This is a genomic window from Streptomyces sp. CB01249 (assembly GCF_001905735.1).
Taxonomy (GTDB): domain Bacteria; phylum Actinomycetota; class Actinomycetes; order Streptomycetales; family Streptomycetaceae; genus Streptomyces.
Genome location: NZ_LISW01000009.1, coordinates 441,227 through 462,442, shown reverse-complemented (window position 1 = coordinate 462,442; position 21,216 = coordinate 441,227). Strand labels below are relative to the sequence as shown.

The window sequence follows — 21,216 nt, the reverse complement described above, 5'->3', positions numbered from 1 at the left end:
GGGTGTGCCCCCCGGCCCTCGGGCCGGGGGGCACACCCATGTGGGGTCAGGGGCGGCTGGTCAGGTACCCGCCCATGGAGGTGAAGTACTCCGTCGCGGGCAGCTCGCGGCCGTCCTCGGTGCGGACCCGGGTCACGGCCAGGCCGTGGTTGCGGCCGGTACGGGCGTCGGCCCCGGCCACGATGACCACGCCCTCGCCCTCGCGGTAGAAGATCCGGCCCGGCGTTCCGCCGTAACGAGCCTCGGAGACCACACTGGCCAGGATCTCGATCCGCTTGCCCCGGTGGTACGTGAAGGCGCTGGGATACGGGGCCGACTGGGCGCGCACCAGTCGCTCCAGGTCCTCGGCCGGCCAGGTCCAGTCGATGCGGATGTCCTCCTCGGCGCGCTTGTGGAAGAAGGTGGCCTGCGAGCGGTCCTGCGGGGTGAACTCCGTCTGCCCGTCCGCGATCAGGGCCAGCGCCTTGGTGGTGACGGGGGCGATGAGGTCGACGGTCTTGTGGAAGAGGTCGGTGGTGGTGTCCCTCGGGCCGACCGGGACGGACTCCTGCCGGACGATGTCGCCGGCGTCCAGCTCGTCGTTCATCATGTGCGCGGTGACGCCCACCTCGGTCTCGCCGTTGATGAGGGCCCAGATGAGCGGCGAGAAGCCCGCGTACTTCGGCAGCAGCGAGTCGTGGACGTTCAGGGTGCCCCGGCGGGGGAGCGCGAAGATGCGCGGCGGGATCCACGTACGCCAGTTGTTGGCCACGATGACGTCCGGCTCGGCGGCCTTCAGGGCCTCGTACAGCTCGTCGTCGTCCGGGCGGTTGCGGATCAGGACCGGGACGCCGTGCTCCTCGGCGAGATCGGCGACGGAGTCGCTCCAGATCTTCTCGTAGGCGTGCTCGCTCCTGGGGTGGGTGACGACCAGCACCACGTCGTGCTCGGAGTCCAGGAGGGCTTGCAGGGTGCGGTGGCCCCAGGTCTGGTAACCGAACATGACGACCCGCATGGGGTTCCTCCTCGACGCAGAAAACAAAGACAGGTAAGTAAAGCAAGGCTTACCTTATCTTGCAACGGAGGTGTGGAGTGCCCCAGTTGGGGTGGCCCTGTGCCGGAGGTGTCCGAATCGCACCTATCGACAAGCGTTGACGGATTAGCTTAGGCTCACCTAAGTTCATCGGGCCGCTGTTTCGGCGTGCCCGTCCTACGCCCGTTTCCCCACATCCGACAGGCGGCTTCCCCGCACGATGGGAGTGACATGTCACAGGCTCGTCCTGGCGACGCAGCACCGGTCCACGACCTCATTGGTATCGGCTTCGGCCCGTCCAATGTGGCCATGGCGATCGCGATCAGCGAGCACAACGCGCGCTCCGGAACGCGGGAAGCGGTGACCGCCCAGTTCTTCGAGCAGCAACCGGCCTTCGGCTGGCACCGGGGGATGCTCATCGACGACGCCACCATGCAGGTCTCGTTCCTCAAGGACCTGGTGACACTCCGCAACCCGTCCAGTGAGTTCAGCTTCCTCTGCTACCTCAAGAGCAAGGGACGCCTGATCGACTTCATCAACCACAAGAACCTCTTCCCGCTGCGTGTCGAGTTCCACGACTACTTCGAGTGGGCCGCCGCCCAGGTGGACGACCTCGTCTCCTACGACCACGAGGTCGTCGGGGTGACCCAGGTGGTCGAGGACGGCGTCGTGGAGTACCTGGACGTCACCGTCCGGTCGGGGGAGGGGCTGACGGTCCACCGCGCCCGCAACCTCGTCATCGGCACCGGACTGCGCCCGCTGGTGCCCGAGGGCATCGAGCGCGGCGACCGCGTCTGGCACAACTCCGAACTGCTGACCCGGGTCGGCGAGCTGGACGGCACCTCGCCCTCCCGCTTCGTCGTCGTGGGCGCCGGGCAGAGCGCCGCCGAGAACGTCGCGTATCTGCACCGCCGCTTCCCCGAGGCCGAGATATGCGCGGTCTTCTCGCGCTACGGCTACAGCCCGGCCGACGACAGCAGCTTCGCCAACAAGATCTTCGACCCGGACGCGGTGGACGAGTTCTACGCGGCGCCCGAGAACATCAAGCGCCGGCTGATGGACTACCACGGCAACACCAACTACTCCGTGGTCGACATCGATCTGATCGACGACCTGTACCGGCAGATGTACCAGGAGAAGGTGCTCGGCACCGAGCGGCTGCGCTTTCTCAACGTGTCCCGGCTGACCGCGGCCGAGGAGACTCCGGACACGGTGCGCGCCACCGTGACGTCCCTCGTCACCGGCGAGGAGACCGTGCTCGAAGCCGACGTCGTGGTGTTCGCCACCGGCTACAGCCCGGCCGACCCGCTGGGCCTCCTGGGCGAGGCCGCCGAGTACTGCCTGCGCGACGAGGAGGGCCGGGTCCGCGTCGAGCGCGACTACCGCATCGCCACCGACGCCGCGCTGAACTGCGGCATCTACCTCCAGGGCGGTACGGAGCACACCCACGGCATCACCTCGGCCCTGCTGTCCAACACCGCGATCCGGGTCGGCGAGATCCTGGACTCGCTGCTGGACCGGAGCGTCAAGAACGCCCCCGACGCCGCCCGTCCGGTCGCCGGGGACGGCTCCCGCTAGACAGCCCGACCACCGTCCGGGCCCGGCGGGCCAGAGAGATAACGTACGCGGACATGAGCACAACTGCAGTGGAGCGCCCCATAACCAGGGGCGTGACGGTGACCCGTCGCAGACGGGTCACCGGCCTGGCCGCCCTCGCGGTGGCCGTCCTGGCCGTGGCCGCCCTCTCCCTGGCCGTCGGGGCGCGCGCCCTGACGCCCGCCGAGGTGTGGCACGGCCTGTTCGCGGCCCCGGAGTCCGATCAGCGGCTCTCCGAGATCCGGCTCATCGTGCAGACCGTGCGCGTGCCCCGTACGGTGCTCGGCATCGTGGCGGGCCTGGCCCTCGGGGTCGGCGGCGCGCTGATCCAGGGGTACACGCGCAACCCGATCGCCGACACCGGGCTGGTCGGCGTCAACGCCGGCGCCTCGTTCGCCGTGGTGTCGGTGATCGCCCTGTTCGGGCTCACCGACCCGCTCCAGTACGTCTGGTTCGGCTTCCTGGGATCGGCGGTCGCCGGAGTCGTCGTGTTCGGCCTCGCCAGCATCGGCAGGGGCGCCGGGAACCCGCTGACCCTGGCCCTGGCCGGGCAGGGGGTCACGGTGTTCCTCGCGGCGATGACCACGGCCGTCGCCCTGTCCGACGTGAAGTCCCTGAACGTGCTGCGGTTCTGGAACGCGGGCTCGGTGGCGGGCGTCGGCTACGACGTCATCTGGCCCGTCACCGCGTTCGTCGCGGTCGGGCTGGTCCTGGCGGCGGTCATGCTGCCCTCCCTGAACCTGCTCAACCTCGGTGACGACGTGGCCCGCGGACTCGGTGTCAACATCGCGCTGAGCCGGACGGTCGGCATCATCGCCATCACGCTGCTGGCCGGCGCCGCCACCGCGGCCTGCGGCCCCATCGCGTTCCTCGGGCTCATGGTGGCCCACGTCGCCCGGTATCTGACCGGGCCCGACTACCGCTGGCTGGTGCCGTACGCGGGTCTGCTCGGCGCGGTCGTCCTGCTGGTGTGCGACATCGTCGGGCGCCTGGTGGTACGGCCGGGCGAGCTGGACGCCGGGGTCGTCGTCTCGCTGCTCGGCGCGCCGTTCTTCGCGGTCCTGGTGTGGCGTGGAAAGTTCAGGAGCGCATGAACGGCACGGAGTTGAAAGCATCGGTCACGGCGGGCGTCCGCGCCGGGGGCCTCTCGTTCGTCTGGCGGCCCTGGCTCGTCCTGGTCACCCTGCTGCTGGCGGCGGCCACCTTCCTGGTGTTCTGCCTGTCCATCGCGGTCGGCGACTTCCCGATCGGCCTGTCGCGGGTGATCGCCACGATCCTCGGGGGCGGCGAGCAGGTCGACCGGTTCGTCATCATGGACCTGCGGATGCCGCGCGCCCTGGCCGGCGTCGTCGTCGGCGTCGCGCTCGGGGTGTCCGGCGCGATCACCCAGTCCGTCGCCCGCAACCCGCTGGCCAGCCCCGACGTCCTCGGCATCACCGGGGGCGCCAGTGCGGTCGCGGTGTTCCTGGTGACGGTCTCGGGCGGGGCCGCCACGGCGGTCACCAACTCGGTGGGCCTGTCGGCAGCGGCGCTCCTGGGCGGTCTCGGCACGGGGCTGCTCGTGTACTTCCTGGCCTGGCGGCGCGGGATCGACGGCTTCCGGCTCATCCTCATCGGCATCTCGGTGAGCGCGGCGATGGAGGCGATCACGACCTGGCTCCTCACGTCGGCCGACATCCGGGACGTGGCCCGGGCCCAGGCATGGCTGGTCGGCTCCCTGGACAACCGGTCGTGGGGCGAGGTCCGGGTGGCGCTCTGGTGCACCCTGGCCCTGCTGGCCGTGGTGGTCTGCCTCGCCTTCCAGTTCAAGCCGCTGCACCTCGGGGACGAGGTCGCCGCGGGGCTCGGCGTCCGGTTCAACCGGGTGCGGGCCGTCATGCTGCTGTGCGCGGTGCTGCTGGCCGCCTCGGCGGTGAGCGCGGCGGGCCCCGTGCCCTTCGTCGCGCTCGTCGCACCGCAGGTGGCGATGCGGCTGGCAAGACACCCGACGCCGCCGATGGCCGCCTCGGGACTGGTCGGCGCCCTGCTGCTGACCGGTTCCGACCTGATCGCGCGCACGGCCCTGCCCGTCGGCCTGCCGGTCGGCGTGGTCACCGCCGCGATCGGCGGACCCTTCCTGGTGTACCTGCTGGTCCGGGCGAACCTCAGGTAATGACAGACGAGTCGGACAACCCGAGCAGAGGGGGGCCAGTGGCCGCGCATCTCACCACCACGGAAACCAAGGCGCCGGGCGGCGACGCTCCACGGCTCGCCGCGAGGGGCATCAGGGTCGGCTACGGCGGGCGGACCGTCATCGACGGCCTCGACGTCGAGATCCCGTCCGGCGTGGTCACCACCATCATCGGCCCCAACGGCTGCGGCAAATCGACGCTGTTGCGCACCCTGACCCGGCTGCTGAAACCGGCCGGCGGCGCCGTCGTGCTGGACGGCGAGGACATCGCCTCGCTCCGGACCAGGGACGTGGCGAAGAAACTCGGCCTGCTGCCCCAGGCGCCGGTCGCGCCCGAGGGGCTGACGGTCTCGGACCTGGTCGCCCGGGGGCGCCACCCGCACCAGAGCTGGCTGCGGCAGTGGTCGTCGGACGACGCCGACATCGTACGGCGGGCGCTCGCGCTGACCGGGGTCGCCGACCTCGCGGACCGGCCCGTCGACTCGCTGTCGGGCGGTCAGCGCCAGCGGGTGTGGATATCGATGACCCTGGCTCAGGGCACCGATCTGCTGCTGCTGGACGAACCCACCACCTATCTGGACCTGGCGCACGCGATCGACGTGCTCGACCTGGTGGACGACCTGCACGAGTCCGGGTGCACGGTGGTGATGGTCCTGCACGACCTCAACCTCGCCACCCGTTACAGCGACAACCTCGTGGTGATGCGGGACGGTTCGGTGCTGGCGCAGGGCCACCCGCGCGACGTGATCACCGCCGAGCTGCTGGAGGAGGCGTTCGGGCTGCGGGCCATGGTGATCGACGACCCGGTCGGCGACCGGCCGCTCATCGTGCCCATCGGCCGTACCCACGTACGCCTGAAGTAGTTTCAGGATCAAGCAAGTGTTCGGGTAAGGGTAGGCTGACCTCACCCGGTCGGGATAAGGTTTGGCTGCCCTTATGAAGGGCCCAAGTGACAGTGTGAAAGCAAGGGATTCGGATGCTCCTCGACAGAACCACGCCCACCAGGTCGCGGCGGCGGCTCGCGGCGGTCTTGACCGCGGCGGCCCTCGGTGTCGGCCTCCTCGCGGGCTGCGGCTCCGACTCCGAGGACAAGGCGGCCGACAAGGCCCCGGCCGCCTCGGCGGACGGCGTCTTCCCTGTCACCGTGGAGCACGCCTTCGGGTCCACGAAGATCACCAAGGCCCCGAAGCGGGTGGTCTCCGTCGGCTACACGGACGACCAGGACATCCTGGCGTTCGGCATCAAGCCGGTCGGCATGGTCGACCAGTACCCGAACCCCGAGGGCAAGACCCCCGACATCAACACCCAGTGGCCCTGGACCAAGGACAAGTGGGGGGACGCCCGCCCCGAGGTCATCATGAAGAACGGTGACTCCGGCCCCAACTACGAGAAGATCGCGGGCCTGCGCCCCGACCTGATCGTCGCCGTCTACTCCGAGATCGACCAGGCCGCCTACGACAAGCTGTCGAAGATCGCCCCCACGGTCGCCCGCACCAAGGGCGAGAAGGAGCCCTTCAGCGCTCCGTGGCAGGACAACGCGCTGCACATCGCCAAGGCCCTCGGCAAGGAGAAGGAGGGCAAGGAGATGGTGGACGGCATCCAGGAGCAGCTGGACACCGCCAAGAAGGCGCACCCCGAGTTCGCGAAGCAGACCGCCGTCGCCCTGTCCTGGTACGACAACTCGGTGGCGCCGTTCACCACCACCGACGTGCGCGGCCGGCTGCTGACCGGCATCGGCTACCAGGGTGACACCGAGATCGACAAGATCGCCGGCGGCAAGTTCTACACCAAGCTCTCCCCGGAGCGCATGGACCTCGTCGACGTCGACCGCGTCTTCGTCATCAACGACAAGGCCGACACGGACGCCCTGAAGAAGTCCGAACTCTTCAGCAACCTCAAGGCGTTCAAGGAGGGCCGGGTGACCTACCTCCTCGACAGCGAGGGCCCGGCGGTCGGCGCCGCCATCTCGCAGGGCACGCTGCTGTCCATGCCGTACGCGGTCGACGAACTCGTGAAGGCGGCCGAAGCCAAGTGACCCTCGTCGTCCCCACCCTGCGTACGGCGACGGGGAGCGAGGCCACCCGCTGGCTCGCCGCCCACTGCCGCACGGTGCCGTGGCTGACCGCCGCGACCCTTCTCACGACCGTGGCGGGGGCGGCACTCCAAGTGCTCCCCGTGCTGCTGCTCGGCCAGGTGGTCGACGGGGTCGTGGACGGCGAGTCGCGCACGGTGCTGGTCAGGGTCGGGGCGCTGATGGTGGCCGCCGTGCTGCTCGGCGCGGCGGCCACCGCGGCATCGACGTATCTGATCGGACGGCTCGGCGCCGACCTGCTGGCGACGCTGCGGGAAGGCGCCGTCCGCGCGGTGCTCGGCATGCCGAGCACCCGGCTGGAACAGGTCGGCCGCGGCGATGTGCTCTCCCGGGTCGGCGACGACGTCGCCGTGCTCTCCCGGGGCATCAGGAGCGCGATCCCCACCGTGTTCTCGGCGGGGGTGCTCGTCGCCATCGCCACCGTCGGCATGTTCGGCCTGGACTGGCGGCTCGGCCTCGCGGGCGCCGCCGCGCTGCCCGCGTACGCGCTGGCCCTGCGCTGGTACCTGCCGCGCTCCGCCCCGCTCTACCGCAAGCAGCGCGCGGCCCAGGCCGACCGCGCCCAGGCGCTGATCAGCGGCCTCAACGGGATCGACACGGTCCGGGCGTACCGCCTGGAGGGCGCGTTCCGCGAGAAGGTCACCACCGAGTCCTGGCGGGTACGCGATCTGGGCGTCGAGGTGTTCCGCTTCTTCGGCCGGTTCGTCGGCCGGGAGAACCGCGCCGAGTTCATCGGGCTGGTCCTCATCCTCCTGGTCGGGTACGCCCTGCTGGAGGGCGACGCGGCCACCCTCGGCGAGGTCGCGGCCGCCCCGCTCATGTTCCACCGGCTGTTCACCCCGCTCGGCGCGATCATGTTCACCTTCGACGAGGCGCAGAAGTCGGGCGCCAGCCTGACCCGCCTGGTCGGGGTCCTGGGGGAGGACACCGAGGAGAGACTGGTGGGCGACCCCGGCGTGACGCCCGCTCAGGACGTGCCGTACCGGGTGGCGGTGGAGGGGCTGACGTATCGCTATCCCGGCTCCGAGGAGCCGGTCCTGCGCGACGTGAGCCTGACCATTCCGGCCGGGGGCTCCCTCGCCCTGGTGGGGGCGACCGGCGCCGGAAAGTCGACCCTGGCCGCGCTGATCGCCGGTATCGGCACCCCGCAGTCGGGATCGGTGCGCATCGGGACGACCGATCTGGCCGATGTGGACGAGGCGGGCGCGCGGGCCCTGGTGAGCATCCTCACCCAGGAGACCCATGTGTTCTCCGGCCCGCTCGCCGACGACCTCCGGCTGTCAGCGCCCGGGGTGAGCGAGGCCCAACTGCTGGACGCCCTGCGGACGGTGGGTGCCGCCGACTGGGTGGAGGCGCTTCCCGAAGGGCTGCACACCGAGGTCGGCGAGGGCGGCGAGCGGCTGGACGTCACCAAAGTCGCCCAGATCGCCCTGGCCCGCCTGGTGCTGGCCCGTTCACCCGTGGTGGTGCTGGACGAGTCCACCGCCGAGGCGGGCAGCGAGGGCGCCGCGGAGCTGGAGCGCGCCGTCCTGGCGGCCTGTGCGGGACGCACGACGCTGTTCGTGGCGCACCGGCTGACCCAGGCGATGGCGGCGGACCGCATTGCCGTGCTGGACGCCGGGCGCGTGGTGGAACAGGGCTCCCACCAGGAGTTGGTCGCCCTCGGCGGCCGCTACGCCCGGCTGTGGCGGGCGTGGCGAGAAGGAAGTTAGGCCGTGAGTACTTAGGTTAGGCTCAGCTAACTATCTCGGAGAGAAGCGGAGTCATCGATGTCGGAACCGAGCGGTCACCATGCACGGCTTTCTCCCCGGGGGCAGGCGGAGTTGCGCCGGCGGACCGGCGACCGCGACGACCGGACCCTGACCGAAGCCTGCGCGATCGGCCTGGCGTACTGGGCGAGCGGCCGGAGCCCGGAGGGCATCGACCTGACGCCCGCCACCCTCTTCGCCGATGTGCTCGCCTGGGCCGACAACGGCGGTACGGCGCCCACCGGTTGGGAGACCGGCACGGACGGCCTCATCGCCCTTCCCGAGGGCGTGGACCGGGACGACGCGCAGCTCGCCCTGGACGACCTCGCCGCATTCCCCGACCGGCCGCTCGGCACCATCGCCCCCTCCGGGCCCGCCACCCGCATCGAGGAACTGGCCCGCTGGAACGACACCGGCGCGGACCGGGACCGCCCCACGATCGTGGAGATGTTCCACGAGCAGGCACGCCTGCGGCCGGACGCCGTCGCGATCGTGGACGAGCACCGCTCCCTGACATACCGCCAGGCCGCGCGGCTCAGCGCCCAGCTGGCCCACCACCTCGCCGGGCGCGGCCTCGCCGCCGAGCAGGTCGTCGGGATATCCCTCGGCCGCTCCGCCGAGATGGTCATCGGCCTGCTCGGCGTCCTCCAGGCCGGGTGCGCGTTCGTCCCGTTCGACCCGCTGTGGCCCGCCGCCCGGCGTGCCGTCGTCGCCGAGGACGCCCGGATCGTGCTCCAGCTCAACGGCTCGGGCGAGCAGACCCCGGGCGAGCCGGAGGCGGTGCGCGTCGACCTCTACGACTGGGCCTTCGCCGCACACCCCACCGCCCCGCCCGCCGTGGCCGTCGCGGGGGAGTCCCTCGCCTACGTGATCTTCACCTCCGGCTCGACCGGCCGCCCCAAGGGCGCGATGATCCGCCACGAGGCCATCAGCGAACGCCTGTTGTGGCAGTCCCGCGAGATCCTGGGCTTCGGGTACGACGACGCCTCGCTGTTCAAGGCGCCGCTCTCCTTCGACATCTCGATCAACGAGATCTTCCTGCCGCTGGTCACCGGCGCCCGGCTGGTTGTCCTGCGCCCGGGCGGCGAACGCGACCCGCACCACCTGCTGGACGTCATCGCCGGGCACCGGGTCACCTTCACCTACCTGGTCTCCTCCATGCTCGATGTCCTGCTGGAGATGACCGGCGAATCCGGCCGGCTCGACAGCCTGCGCCATGTGTGGTGCGGCGGCGAGCTGCTGACCCCCGAGCTGTACGAGCGGTTCCGCGCCCGCCTCGGCATCCCCCTGTACCACGGCTACGGCCCCGCCGAGACGACGATCGGCGTCTCGCACGTCATCTACCGGGGCGAGGCCGAGCGCCTGTCCACCTCCATCGGCAAGGCCAACCCCAACACCCAGCTCTACGTGCTGGACGACGAGCTGCGCCCGGTCCCCGTCGGCGTCGGCGGCGAACTCTACGCGGGCGGGCTCCTGCTGGGCCGGGGCTATGTCAACGCGCCGGGGCTGACCGCGTCCCGCTTCGTGGCCAACCCCTTCGCACAGGACGGCTCCCGGCTCTACCGCACGGGCGATCTCGCCCGGTTCATGCCGGACGGCTCGCTGGACTTCCTGGGCCGCGCCGACAACCAGATCAAGATCCGCGGCATGCGGCTGGAGATCGAGGACGTGGAGGCCGGTCTCGCCGAGCACCCCCGCGTCCGGCACACCTGTGTCGTCGCCCGGAAGAACACCGCGGGCGGGACCTACCTCGTGGCGTACGTGATCCCCGCCGCCGGACACGAGGAGCTGACCCCGGAGGACGTCCGGGCCTGGGCCGAGGCGCACCTGGTGGAGTACATGGTGCCCGCCCACACCGTCGTGCTCGACGCCTTCCCGCTCACCGCGAACGGCAAGACCGACCGGGCCGCCCTGCCCGAACCGGTGCTCACGAGCGGTCCGGTGACCGCGCCCGCCACCGACGAGGAGCGCACCGTGTGCGCGGCGGTGGCGGAGGTGCTGCGGCTGGACGCGGTCGGCACCGACCAGGACTTCTTCCGCCTCGGCGGCGACAGCATCCTGGCGATCTCCCTGCTGAGCGCGCTGCGCAAGGCCGGTCTCCACGTCACCGCACGCCAGATCTTCACCCACAGCGTCATCGGCGAACTCGCGGCGGTGGCGAGCCGCGAGGACGTCTCCACGGCCCGGGACGACGACGAGCCGACCGGACCCGTCGCGGGCACGCCCATCGTGCGGTGGCTCGGCGAGACCACCGACGCGATCGACGGATTCGTGCAGTCCGTGGTGGTGAACACCCCGGCGGACCTGACCGCCGAAGCGCTGGACGACGTCCTCACCGCCCTCGTCCGCCGCCACGACATGCTGCGCGCCCGGCTGGTGCGGGGCGAGCACTGGAGCTTCGACATACCCGGGGCGGACGACGCCGTCGCCGCCTGGGAGGAGAGCGGCGAACCGCTCGACGCCTGTGTCGCCCGCGCCACCGCCGGACTCGACCCGGACAACGGCGTCATGCTGCGCGCCGTCTGGCGCGGCGAGGCCCGCCAACTCGTCCTGGTCGCCCATCACGTGGTGGTCGACGGCGTCTCCTGGCGCGTCCTGACCGAGGACCTGGCCACCGCCTGGGAGCAGTCCGTCGCGGGCGCCCCGGTCGCACTGCCCCGCGAGGGCACCTCGTTCCGCCGCTGGGCCGGACTCCTCGGCCACGCCGCCTTCGACGCCGACCGGGACCACTACGCGCGCCCCCTGCCCGGCCCGGACGCGCCGCTGGGCCGCCGCCCCCTCACCGAGGACGACACGGTCGCCCGGGAGCGGCAGCGGACCTTCACGCTCGGCCCCGCCACCACCTCGGCCCTGCTGGGCGAGATCCCCGCCAGGTTCCACGCGGGCGTCAACGACGTCCTGCTCACCGGGCTCGCCGTCGCCCTCGCCCGGTGGCGGCGCGACCTCGGCCAGGACCAGACCTTCGCGCACATCGAACTCGAAGGCCACGGCCGCGAGGGCCGGGCGGTCGCGGACACCGCCGGATTCGAGCCCGACCTGTCGCGGACCGTGGGCTGGTTCACCACCCTCTTCCCCGTGACCGTGGACCCCGGCCCGGCGGCCGACCTCGCCGCCGCCCTCAAGGCGGTGAAGGAAGACCTCGCCCTCGTACCGCACAACGGCCTGTCCTACGGCGCCCTGCGCCACCTGCACGGCGCCCTCGACGCGTCGCCCGCGCCCCAGGTGCTCTTCAACTACCTGGGCCGGTTCGACGCGGGCACCGGCGGGGACTGGCAGCTCGCCGGCACCACCGGCCAGCTGGGCGAGAAGCGCGACCCGCGGATGCGGCTGCCGCGTGCCCTGGAGTTCAATGCCATCGCCGAACCCGACGCGAGCGGCGCCTACGGCCTCGCCACCACCGTCTCCTGGCCCGAGGGCCTGTTCACCGACGAGGACATCGACACCCTCGGCGGGTACTTCCAGGACGCCCTGACCGCCCTGGCCGCGCTCGACGGCGGCGGCCACTCGCCCAGCGACTTCGCACCCGTCCCGCTCACCCAGGCCGACGTCGACGCGCTCGACGGACCCGCCCTGCGCGACATCCTGCCGCTGACCCCGCTCCAGGAGGGCCTGTACTTCCACTCGGTCTACGACGACGAGTCGGCGGGCAGCTACGTCGAACAGCAACTCCTCACCCTGGACGGCGAGGTGGACCCCGGACGGCTGGCCGCGGCCGCCACCCGGCTGCTCACCCTGTACCCGAACCTGGCCGCGCGCTTCACGGCCCTCGCCGACGGCCGGGTCGTCTCCGTCCTGGAGAGCGGCACCGAGGCCCCCTTCACCGTTCTGGACCGGCCCGGCATCACCGACGAGGAGATCCGCGACCTCGCCGAGCGGGACCGCCGTGCCGGGTTCGACCTGGCCGCCGGGCCGCTCATGCGGTACACGCTCGTGCGGGGCGGCCCCGGCCGCACCGTGCTCGTGCAGACCGTGCACCACATCGTCGCCGACGGCTGGTCCGTGCCGCCGATGCTCCGCGCGCTGCTCGCCGAGTACCACCGGCCCGGCGCGGCCTACCGGGCGGGCGGCTTCGCCGACTACGTACGCCTGCTCGCCGCCCGCGACGACGAGGAGAGCGACCGGGTCTGGGGCGAGCAGCTGGCCGGACTGCCCGGCGCATCGCTGGTCGCCGAGGGTCACACCCCGTCCGACACGTTCGCCGACACGGCCGTGGAGCCCGCCCACGACATCGACACCGCCGCCCGCGAGGCCGGGGTGCCGCTGAGCGTGGCCGTGCACAGCGCCTGGGCGGTGACGCTGGGCGGCCTGCTGCACCGCGAGGACGTGGTGTTCGGCTCCACCGTCTCGGGCCGCGACGCCGATGTGCCCGGCATCGCGGACATGGTGGGCCTCCTCATCAACACCATTCCGGTACGCGCCCGTTGGACCGGGTCCACCACCGCCGGGGACCTGCTCACCTCCGTACGCGACCACCAGAGCGCGGTCCTGGCGCACCAGCACGTCTCCCTGGCGCGGATCGGCCGCCTCGACGGTGCCGCCGCCCGCTTCGACACCCTGGTGGTGTTCGACGTCGCCACCGATGTGACCGCGCTGCGCAGCCCCGGTGACGAGCTGGTCGTCTCCGGCATCGTGAACGAGGGCGCCCCGCACTACCCGCTGACCCTGGTGGTGGAGCGCGCCCCCGACGGCCGCCCCCGCTTCAACCTGATCTACGACGGCGCCCTCCTGCGGGAACCGGGTGCCCGGCGCATCCTGGACACCTTCACCCGCACCCTCACCGGCCTCCTCACCCGGCCCGGCACCCCGGTCCGGGAACTGGCGGCCGAGGACACCGCGCGCCTCGCCCCCGGCACCGCCCCGACCACGCTGGACGCCCTGTTCGACGCCGCCGCCCGGCGCGACCCGGCCGCCACCGCCGTCACCCGGTGCGGCCTCGACGGCACCACCACCTCCCTGACGTACGGCGAACTCGCCGCCGCCAAGGACCGGCTGGCCGCGACCCTGCGCGCCGCCGGGGTCCGGCCGGGGCTGCGCGTCGCCGTCGCCGTACCGCGCTCCCTGGAACAGGTCACCGCGCTCATCGCCATCGTCTCGGCGGGCGGCGCCTACGTCCCGCTCGACCAGGCGTACCCCGACGAGCGGCTGGAGTACATCCTCGGCGACGCCGCCCCGCAGGCCGTCCTGGTCGGCCCGGACGAGCGCGAGCGCTTCACCGGGCTGCTGGAGCGGGCGGGCGTCCCGGCCCGGGTGCTCGTCCTCGGCGACGAACCGGCCGGGACCGGCGAGGAGCCGGCGGCCCCGACGGGCCCCGCCCCGCACGACCCGGCGTACGTCATCTACACCTCGGGTTCGACCGGCCGCCCCAAGGGCGTCGTCGTCCCGCACCTCAGCGTGGCCGCGCTGCTCGCGAACACCCGCGCCGACATGGACTTCGGGCCCGACGACGTGTGGGTGCAGTTCCACTCGTACTCCTTCGACTTCGCCGTCTGGGAGCTGTGGGGCGCGCTGGCGCACGGCGGGGAGCTGCTGGTCCCGGACTACGGGCTGACCCGCTCCCCGGTCGACTTCCACCGGCTGGTCCGCGAGCGCGGGGTCACCGTGCTCAACCAGACCCCGTCCGCCTTCTACCAGTTCATCGAGGCCGACCGGCACGCCGGGGAACGGGCCACCGCCCTGCGCCGGATCATCTTCGGCGGCGAGGCGCTGGACCCGCTCCGGCTGCGCGGCTGGGTCGAGCGGTACGGCACCGGGTCGCCCGAGCTGGTCAACATGTACGGCATCACCGAGACCACCGTCCACGTCACCCACCGGGTCCTCACCGACGAGGACTTCGGCAGCGAGGTCAGCCCGATCGGCGGCCCGGTCCCCGGGCTGACGACCTATCTGCTGGACGACCGGCTCCGCCCGGTCCCGCCCGGCCGGGTCGGCGCGATCTACGTGGCGGGCGACCAGGTCTCCCTCGGCTACCTGGGCCGCCCGGGCCTCACCGCCGGGCGCTTCGTCGCCAACCCCTTCGCGGACGACGGCTCCCGGATGTACCACACGGGCGACCTGGCCCGCCGCACGCTCGACGGCGAGCTGGAGTTCGCCGGACGCGCCGACGACCAGGTCCAGCTCAAGGGCTTCCGGATCGAGCTCGGCGAGGTCGAGGCGGCGGTCCGGGAACTGGACGGCGTGGTCGACGTGGCCGTCACCCCGTCGGCCGACGCCGACCAGCTCATCGCGCACGTCGTGGGCCGGGCCCCCGGCGACCTCGGCGTCCTGCTCGCCGCGAAGCTGCCCGTGCACATGGTGCCCGGCCGGGTGCTGACGGTCGACGCGCTGCCGCTCACGGTCAACGGCAAGCTCGACCGCAAGGCGCTGACCGCCCGGGCCGCCACGCAGGCGGACACCGTCTCCGCCCCGGTGGACGACTCCGCGCTCGCCGTGCTGACCGCGATCTTCGCGGAGGTGCTGCCCGGCGCCGCCGTCGACGAGGACACCGACTTCTTCATGGCGGGCGGCGACAGCATCGTCGCGATCACCGTCATCAACCGGGCCCGGGCGCGCGGTCTGGCCATCGCGCCCCGGGACGTCTTCCTGTGCAAGACCCCGCGCGCCCTCGCCGGAGAACTGCGCTCGCGCGCCCCGCAGACCGCCGCGCCCGAGCGGAAGCGCCGCGCCGACGGGCCGTTCGCCCCGACGCCGGTCATGCTGCGCAGGCGCGAACTCGACGGCCCGCTCGACGGGTTCGCGCAGGCCCGCACGATGGTCACGCCCGAGGGGGTCACCCCCGCCGCCATCGAGCGCGCCGCGAACGCCGTCGTGGCCGCACACCCGGCCCTGCGGATGAGCCTGGACACCCGGCACGGCGTGTGGACGCCGCGCGTCGAGCCCGCCCGCGAGGTCTCGCTCGTCCACGCGGACTTCGGTGACCCGGCGCTCGCCGCCAACGCGGCCGCCGCACACCTGAACCCGGAGACCGGCGAGGTCGTCGCGTTCACCTGGCTGGCCGCCACCCGGACCCTGGTCGTCACCGCGCACCACCTCGCCGTCGACACGGTGTCCTGGCTGATCGTCCTGGACGACCTGGCCACCGCCCTGCGCGGCGAGGCCCTGCCGCCCGCGACCACCTCCTACGCGGAGTACGCCGACGCGCTCACCGCCCGGGCCGCGCACACCACCGAGGACCTGGGCGACTGGATCACGGTGCTCGACGCCCCCGCCGCGCTGCCCGCCGACGGGGAGCTGCGCGAGACGACCGTGGTCCTCGGCCCCGAGGTGAGCGACCGGGTCACGCGGACCGCGCCCGCCGCCCTGGGCATCGGCCTCACCGAACTGCTCTGCGGCGCCCTGCGCACCGCCCTGACCCGCGTCCAGCCCGAGCCCACCGACCTCGCGGTCGACCTGGAACGCCACGGCCGGGTCCCCGCCCTGGACGGCCACGACTACACCCGTACCGTCGGCTGGTTCACCTCCATCGCGCCCGTACGGCTCACCCCGCACACCGACCCCGTCGCCGCCGCCCGGGAAGTCGTGGCGCGCCAGCCCGACGAGCACGGGCACGTCGCCTACGGCCGGCTCCGGTACCTCAACCCGCAGACCGCGCCCCTGCTGACCGCCCGCCCGCAGGTGCTCTTCAACTACCTCGGCCGGGGCGGCGAGTCCGACGTCCCGCGCATCACCGGCGGCGAGGGCGACAGCCCGTACGCCGTCGAGGTCAACGCCTGGACCGACGCCGTCACCGGCAGCCTGCACGCCGAGTTCCTGCTCGCCGAAGGCGTCCCCGACGAGCTCACCGGCCACTGGCGCGCGGCCCTGGAACGCCTCGCGGACACCGCCGCGACCGCCGAGCGCACCGCACCGGTCACCCCGCTCCAGCGCGGCCTGTACTTCCAGGCCGAGCTGACCGGCGCGACCGGGCACTACGTCGCCCAGAGCCACTTCACCTTCGACCGGCGCCTCGACACCGGCGCACTGGCCGACGCGATGGCGTACGTCATCGCCCGGCACCCGGTCGTCGGTGCCGGATTCACCACCGACGACGACGGCAACCCGGTCCAGATCCTGCGGCCCGGGACCCGCGTCCCCGTCCGCACGGTCGACGTCGCCTCCGAGGCGGAGTCCGACGCCCTGCGCGCCCGGGACCGCGACACCGGCTTCGACCCCGGCGAGCCGCCGCTGATCCGGCTCACCGTGCACCGCCTGCCCGACGGCCGCGACGGGCTGCTGCTCAGCTACCACCTGCTGCTGTGGGACGGCTGGTCCCGGGAGATCCTGCTGCGGGACCTGTTCGACGCCTACGCGACCCTCGTCGCGGGCGAACCCCTCACCGACGCCACCCCCCGGACACCCGGCTTCGAGGACCACGCCCGCCAGCTCGCCGCCAAGGACCCCGCGGTGGCGGAGCGGTTCTGGGCGGAGCACCTGACCGGGCTCACCGGCCCGACGCTGCTCGCCGGGGCGCAGCCGCCCCGCACGGACGAGCTGCCGCAGGCGCTCCTGCACACCCTGTCCGCCGAACTGTCCGAGCTGCTGCGCGGCGCGGCCAAGGCGCACGGGGTCACCCTCAACACCGTCCTCACCGGCGCCTTCGGCCTGCTGCTGGGCGCGCACACCGGGCGCGGCGACGCGGTGTTCGGCGTGACCGTCTCCGGGCGCGAGGGCGAGGGCCTGGGCGACATCGTGGGCGTCCTGCTCAACACCGTGCCCATGTGGACCCGGGCCCGGCCCGGTGACACGGCAGGGGAGTACCTGGCGCGCGTGCAGGCGTCCCGGGTCGAGGCCATGGAGCACGAGCACCTGGGACTCGGCGAGATCCAGCGCGCCAGCGGCCACGACACCCTGTTCGACAACCTCTTCGTCCTCCAGAACTTCCTGGACCTGGACGCCCTCGCCGGGATCAACGCACGCCACGGCATCACCTCGGTGCACGCCGACGACTCGACGCACTACCCGTACACCTGGGTCGTCACCCCCGGAGACCGGCTCACCGTCAAGCTGGAGCACCGCGACGACGACCCCGCCGCCGCCCGCCGCCTCCTGGACGGCTACGTGCGGCTCCTTGAGGACCTGGCCCGGGCGACCGGCCCGCTCGGCGCCCTCCCGGGGCCGGAAGCCGCCCCCGAACCGGCCGTGCGCACGGAATTCGGCACGGACACCGTCGTGGACCGCTTCGACCGGGCGGCCGACCGCCACCCGGACCGCGTCGCCCTCGTCGCCGACGGCGCGGCCATGACCTTCGGGCAGCTCCGGGACCGCAGCCGCGAGGTGGCCGGGGTGCTCGCCGGACGGGGCATCGGACCGGAGAGGGCGGTGGGCATCGCCGTACCGCGCTCCCTCGACTCGATCGTGGCGCTGTTCGCCGTGCTGCGCACCGGTGCCGCGTACGTGCCGCTGGAACTGGACCACCCCGACGAGCGGATCGCGGCGATCGTCGCGGACGCCCGGCCCGACGTGACCCTCACCGTGAGCACCGTCGCACCCCGCCTCACCGGCGAACTGATCGAGCTGGACCGCCCGTTGCCCGCCGCCGAGCCGTACACCACCTTCGCGCCCGGCGACCCGGACCGGCTGCGGCACCCCGCGTACACGATCTACACCTCCGGCTCCACCGGCCGGCCCAAGGGTGTGGTCACCGAGTACGCCGGACTCACCAACATGCTCGTCAACCACCAGCGCCGGATCTTCGAACCGGTCCTGGCCGAGCACGGCCACCGCACCTTCCGGATCGCGCACACCGTGTCGTTCGCCTTCGACATGTCGTGGGAGGAACTGCTCTGGCTCGCCGACGGGCACGAGGTGCACATCTGCGACGAGGAACTGCGCCGCGACGCGCCCCGGCTCGTCGCGTACTGCCTCGACCACGGCATCGACGTCATCAACGTGACCCCGACCTACGCACAGCAACTGGTCGCCGAGGGGCTGCTCGACAACCCCGGGCGGCGGCCCGCGCTGGTGCTGCTCGGCGGCGAGGCCGTCACCCCGGGCCTCTGGCAGCGGCTCGCGGACACGGAGGGCACGGTCGGCTACAACCTCTACGGGCCCACCGAGTACACCATCAACACCCTCGGCGTCGGCACCTTCGAGTGCCAGGACCCGGTGGTGGGCGTGGCCATCGACAACACCGAGGTGTACGTCCTGGACCCGTGGCTGCGACCGCTGCCCGACGGTGTCCCGGGCGAGCTGTACGTCTCCGGCGTCGGCATCGCGCGCGGCTACCTCGGGCAGCCCGCCCAGACCTCCCACCGCTTCGTCGCCTGCCCGTTCGGGGCGCCCGGCGAGCGCATGTACCGCACCGGAGACCTGGTCGTCCGGCGGCCCGACGGCAACCTCGCCTACCTCGGCCGCACCGACCAGCAGGTCAAGATCCGCGGCCACCGCGTCGAACCCGGCGAGGTGGAGGCCGCGTTCGCCGCGCACCCGGCGGTCCGGTTCGCCGCCGCCGTCGCCCAGCCGGACCCCCAGGTGGACGGGGCCTACCGGCTTGCCGCCTACCTCGTCCTCGACCACGGCGATCTCGCCGCCGTCGCCGCCGAAGTGGGCGCCGCGCTGCCGGACTTCCTGCGCCCGTCCCACTACGCCGAGGTGGACAGCATCCCCCTCACCGTGAACGGCAAGGCCGACACCAAGGCGCTCCCCGAGCCCAAGCCGCTCGGCGTCCTGGCCGGGGCGGGGGAGCGCGCCCCGGAGACCGACACCGAGATCACGGTGTGCGAGTTCTTCGCCGAAGCACTCGACCTGGACGACGACGAGGTGAGCGCGGTCAGCGACTTCGTCTCCCTCGGCGGACACTCCATGCTGGCGGTCCGGCTGACCGGGCTGCTCCGGCGGGAGTACGGTCCAGTGATCACCATCCGCGACCTGTTCACCCTGCGAACCCCCGAAGCGATTGCCGGCCACCTCGATGAACACTCCTGACACCCCCCGGCCCCGCCAGGGCGCCGCCATCCTGCGCACCGCACTGCGGCGCAACGTCGGCGCCATGGCCTGGGGCACCGTCCTCATGGGCCTCTACCAGGCCGGGGAGACCGCCTTCCCGATCGCGCTCGGCCTGATCGTGGAACACACGCTGCAACACCGCAGCGCCACCGCGCTCGGTCTGTCGATCGGCGCGCTGGCGGTGATCATCACGACCGTCTCGCTGTCCTGGCGGTTCGGGATGCGCACCCTGCAGAAGGCGAACACCACCGAGGCGCACCGGTGGCGGGTCCGGGTCGCGGCCTGCGGACTCCAGCCGGTGGCCCGGGACGTGGACCTGAAGTCCGGCGAGGTGCTGACCATCGCCACCGAGGACGCCGACCAGACCGCGGACATCATCGAGGTGGTGCCGCTGCTGATCAGTTCGGTGGTCGCGGTCCTGGTCGCCGCCGTCGCGCTCGGGCTCGCCGACCTGCGGCTCGGGCTGCTGGTGATCGTGGGCACCGTGGCGATCCTGTCCGTGCTGAGCGTGATGTCCCGGCGGATCGGCGCCAGTACGCAGGAGCAGCAGGCCCGGGTCGCGCGCGCCGGGGCCAAGGTCGCCGACCTGATCACCGGTCTGCGCCCGCTGCACGGCTTCGGCGGCAACCACGCCGCCTTCGGCTCCTACCGCCGGGTCAGCACCGAGGCCAAGGAGCAGTCGATCACCGTCGCCCGGGTCAACGGGGTGTACGCGGGCACCGCGCTGGCCCTCAACGCGGCCCTCGCCACCGCCGTCACCCTCACGGCCGGATACCTGGCCTTCGCCGGGCACATCAACATCGGGGAACTCGTCATGGCGGTGGGCCTGGCGCAGTTCATCATGGAACCGCTCAAGCTGTTCTCGGAGATGCCCAAGTACGTGATGATGGCGCGCGCTTCGGCCGAGCGCATGGCCCTGGTGCTCTCCGCGCCCCCGGTCACCGAGCCGGGGACCGGGAGTCCGGCACCGGGCGGGACGCTGGAGATCGACGGCCTGCGCCACGGGGTGCTGCGCGGCGTGGAGTTCGAGGTGGCCGCCGGGGAGTTCGTGGCCGTCGCCGCCTACCAGCCGCGCGCCGCCGCCGACTTCGCCGCGGTCCTCGCGCTGTCCGTGCCCCCGGGGACGTACGGGGGAGTGGTGCGGGTCGGCGGGCGGGCGCTCGCGGACCTGTCGGCCGAGGCGGTCCGGGAGCACCTGCTGGTGAACCCGTACGACGGGGAGATCTTCGCGGGCACCCTCCGGACGAACATCGACCCCTCGGGCACCAGCACCATGCTCCCCGAGGCCGTCGAGGCGTCCATGCTGACCGACGTCGTCGCCCTCCACCGCGAGGGTCTCGACTACGCCATCCGCGACCGGGGAGCGAACCTCTCCGGCGGCCAGCGCCAGCGGCTCTCGCTGGCCCGCGCGCTGGCCGCCGACGCGGAGATCCTGGTGCTGCACAACCCGACCACGGCCGTCGACGCGGTGACCGAGCAGCTCATCGCCCGCAACATCGCGAAGCTGCGCCGGGGCCGGACCACCGTGGTCATCACCAGCAGCCCGGCCGTCCTGGACGCAGCCGACCGGGTCCTCGTCCTGGACGACGGCCTCATCACCGCCGAGGACACCCACCGCAACCTGCTCTCCACGGACGAGGCGTACTGCCTGGCCGTGGCGCGGTGATGCGGCGGTGAC

The 21,216-nt window shown here is 72.6% G+C and carries 9 protein-coding genes; 8 read left to right on the top strand and 1 reads right to left on the bottom strand.

All coding sequences use genetic code 11. From position 1 onward, the window contains the following. Positions 1–46: 46 nt before the first annotated feature. On the bottom strand, positions 47–994 hold the full coding sequence (locus tag AMK18_RS32150) for a methionyl-tRNA formyltransferase (protein WP_018102791.1): 948 nt from the start codon (positions 992–994) through the stop codon (positions 47–49). 249 nt (positions 995–1,243) lie between these two features. Here AMK18_RS32150 and AMK18_RS32145 point away from each other — a divergent pair, with 249 nt between their 5' ends. The 8 genes from AMK18_RS32145 (at position 1,244) to AMK18_RS32110 (ending at position 21,204) form a co-directional block, all read left to right on the top strand. Beyond that, a complete protein-coding gene (locus AMK18_RS32145) occupies positions 1,244–2,590 on the top strand; it encodes a lysine N(6)-hydroxylase/L-ornithine N(5)-oxygenase family protein (RefSeq protein WP_026171481.1) in 1,347 nt (448 codons plus the stop codon). Positions 2,591–2,643: 53 nt separating this feature from the next. Further along, entirely contained in the window at positions 2,644–3,702 is a 1,059-nt protein-coding gene (locus tag AMK18_RS32140; RefSeq protein ID WP_198957120.1) for a FecCD family ABC transporter permease, read from the top strand. Then, a complete protein-coding gene (locus tag AMK18_RS32135; protein WP_018102794.1) occupies positions 3,699–4,760 on the top strand; it encodes a FecCD family ABC transporter permease in 1,062 nt (353 codons plus the stop codon). The genes AMK18_RS32140 and AMK18_RS32135 overlap by 4 nt, the downstream gene beginning before the upstream one ends. A gap of 38 nt (positions 4,761–4,798) precedes the next feature. Then, positions 4,799–5,641: an ABC transporter ATP-binding protein gene (locus tag AMK18_RS32130; protein ID WP_018102795.1), complete on the top strand. Its 843-nt coding sequence runs from the start codon at positions 4,799–4,801 to the stop codon at positions 5,639–5,641. Between the two features lie 113 nt (positions 5,642–5,754). Further along, complete coding sequence (locus AMK18_RS32125) at positions 5,755–6,813, top strand: iron-siderophore ABC transporter substrate-binding protein (protein WP_073865573.1); 1,059 nt, start codon at positions 5,755–5,757, stop codon at positions 6,811–6,813. Then, complete coding sequence (locus tag AMK18_RS32120; RefSeq protein WP_073865572.1) at positions 6,810–8,582, top strand: ABC transporter ATP-binding protein; 1,773 nt, start codon at positions 6,810–6,812, stop codon at positions 8,580–8,582. The genes AMK18_RS32125 and AMK18_RS32120 overlap by 4 nt, the downstream gene beginning before the upstream one ends. Before the next feature lie 57 nt (positions 8,583–8,639). After that, positions 8,640–19,517 carry a non-ribosomal peptide synthetase gene (locus AMK18_RS32115; protein WP_073865571.1) on the top strand — a complete coding sequence of 3,626 codons (10,878 nt, stop codon included), beginning with the start codon at positions 8,640–8,642 and terminating at the stop codon, positions 19,515–19,517. Then, on the top strand, positions 19,504–21,204 hold the full coding sequence (locus AMK18_RS32110) for an ABC transporter ATP-binding protein (protein ID WP_073865635.1): 1,701 nt from the start codon (positions 19,504–19,506) through the stop codon (positions 21,202–21,204). The genes AMK18_RS32115 and AMK18_RS32110 overlap by 14 nt, the downstream gene beginning before the upstream one ends. The last annotated feature ends 12 nt before the right edge of the window (positions 21,205–21,216 follow it).

Excerpts from the sequence above, each read along its gene's own strand:
- AMK18_RS32140 (WP_198957120.1), top strand. The coding sequence starts at position 2,644 with ATGAGCACAACTGCAGTGGAGCGCCCCATAACCAGGGGCGTGACGGTG.
- AMK18_RS32145 (WP_026171481.1), top strand. The coding sequence starts at position 1,244 with ATGTCACAGGCTCGTCCTGGCGACGCAGCACCGGTCCACGACCTCATT.
- AMK18_RS32135 (WP_018102794.1), top strand. The coding sequence starts at position 3,699 with ATGAACGGCACGGAGTTGAAAGCATCGGTCACGGCGGGCGTCCGCGCC.
- AMK18_RS32125 (WP_073865573.1), top strand. The coding sequence starts at position 5,755 with ATGCTCCTCGACAGAACCACGCCCACCAGGTCGCGGCGGCGGCTCGCG.
- AMK18_RS32150 (WP_018102791.1), bottom strand. The coding sequence starts at position 994 with ATGCGGGTCGTCATGTTCGGTTACCAGACCTGGGGCCACCGCACCCTG.
- AMK18_RS32115 (WP_073865571.1), top strand. The coding sequence starts at position 8,640 with ATGTCGGAACCGAGCGGTCACCATGCACGGCTTTCTCCCCGGGGGCAG.
- AMK18_RS32110 (WP_073865635.1), top strand. The coding sequence starts at position 19,504 with ATGAACACTCCTGACACCCCCCGGCCCCGCCAGGGCGCCGCCATCCTG.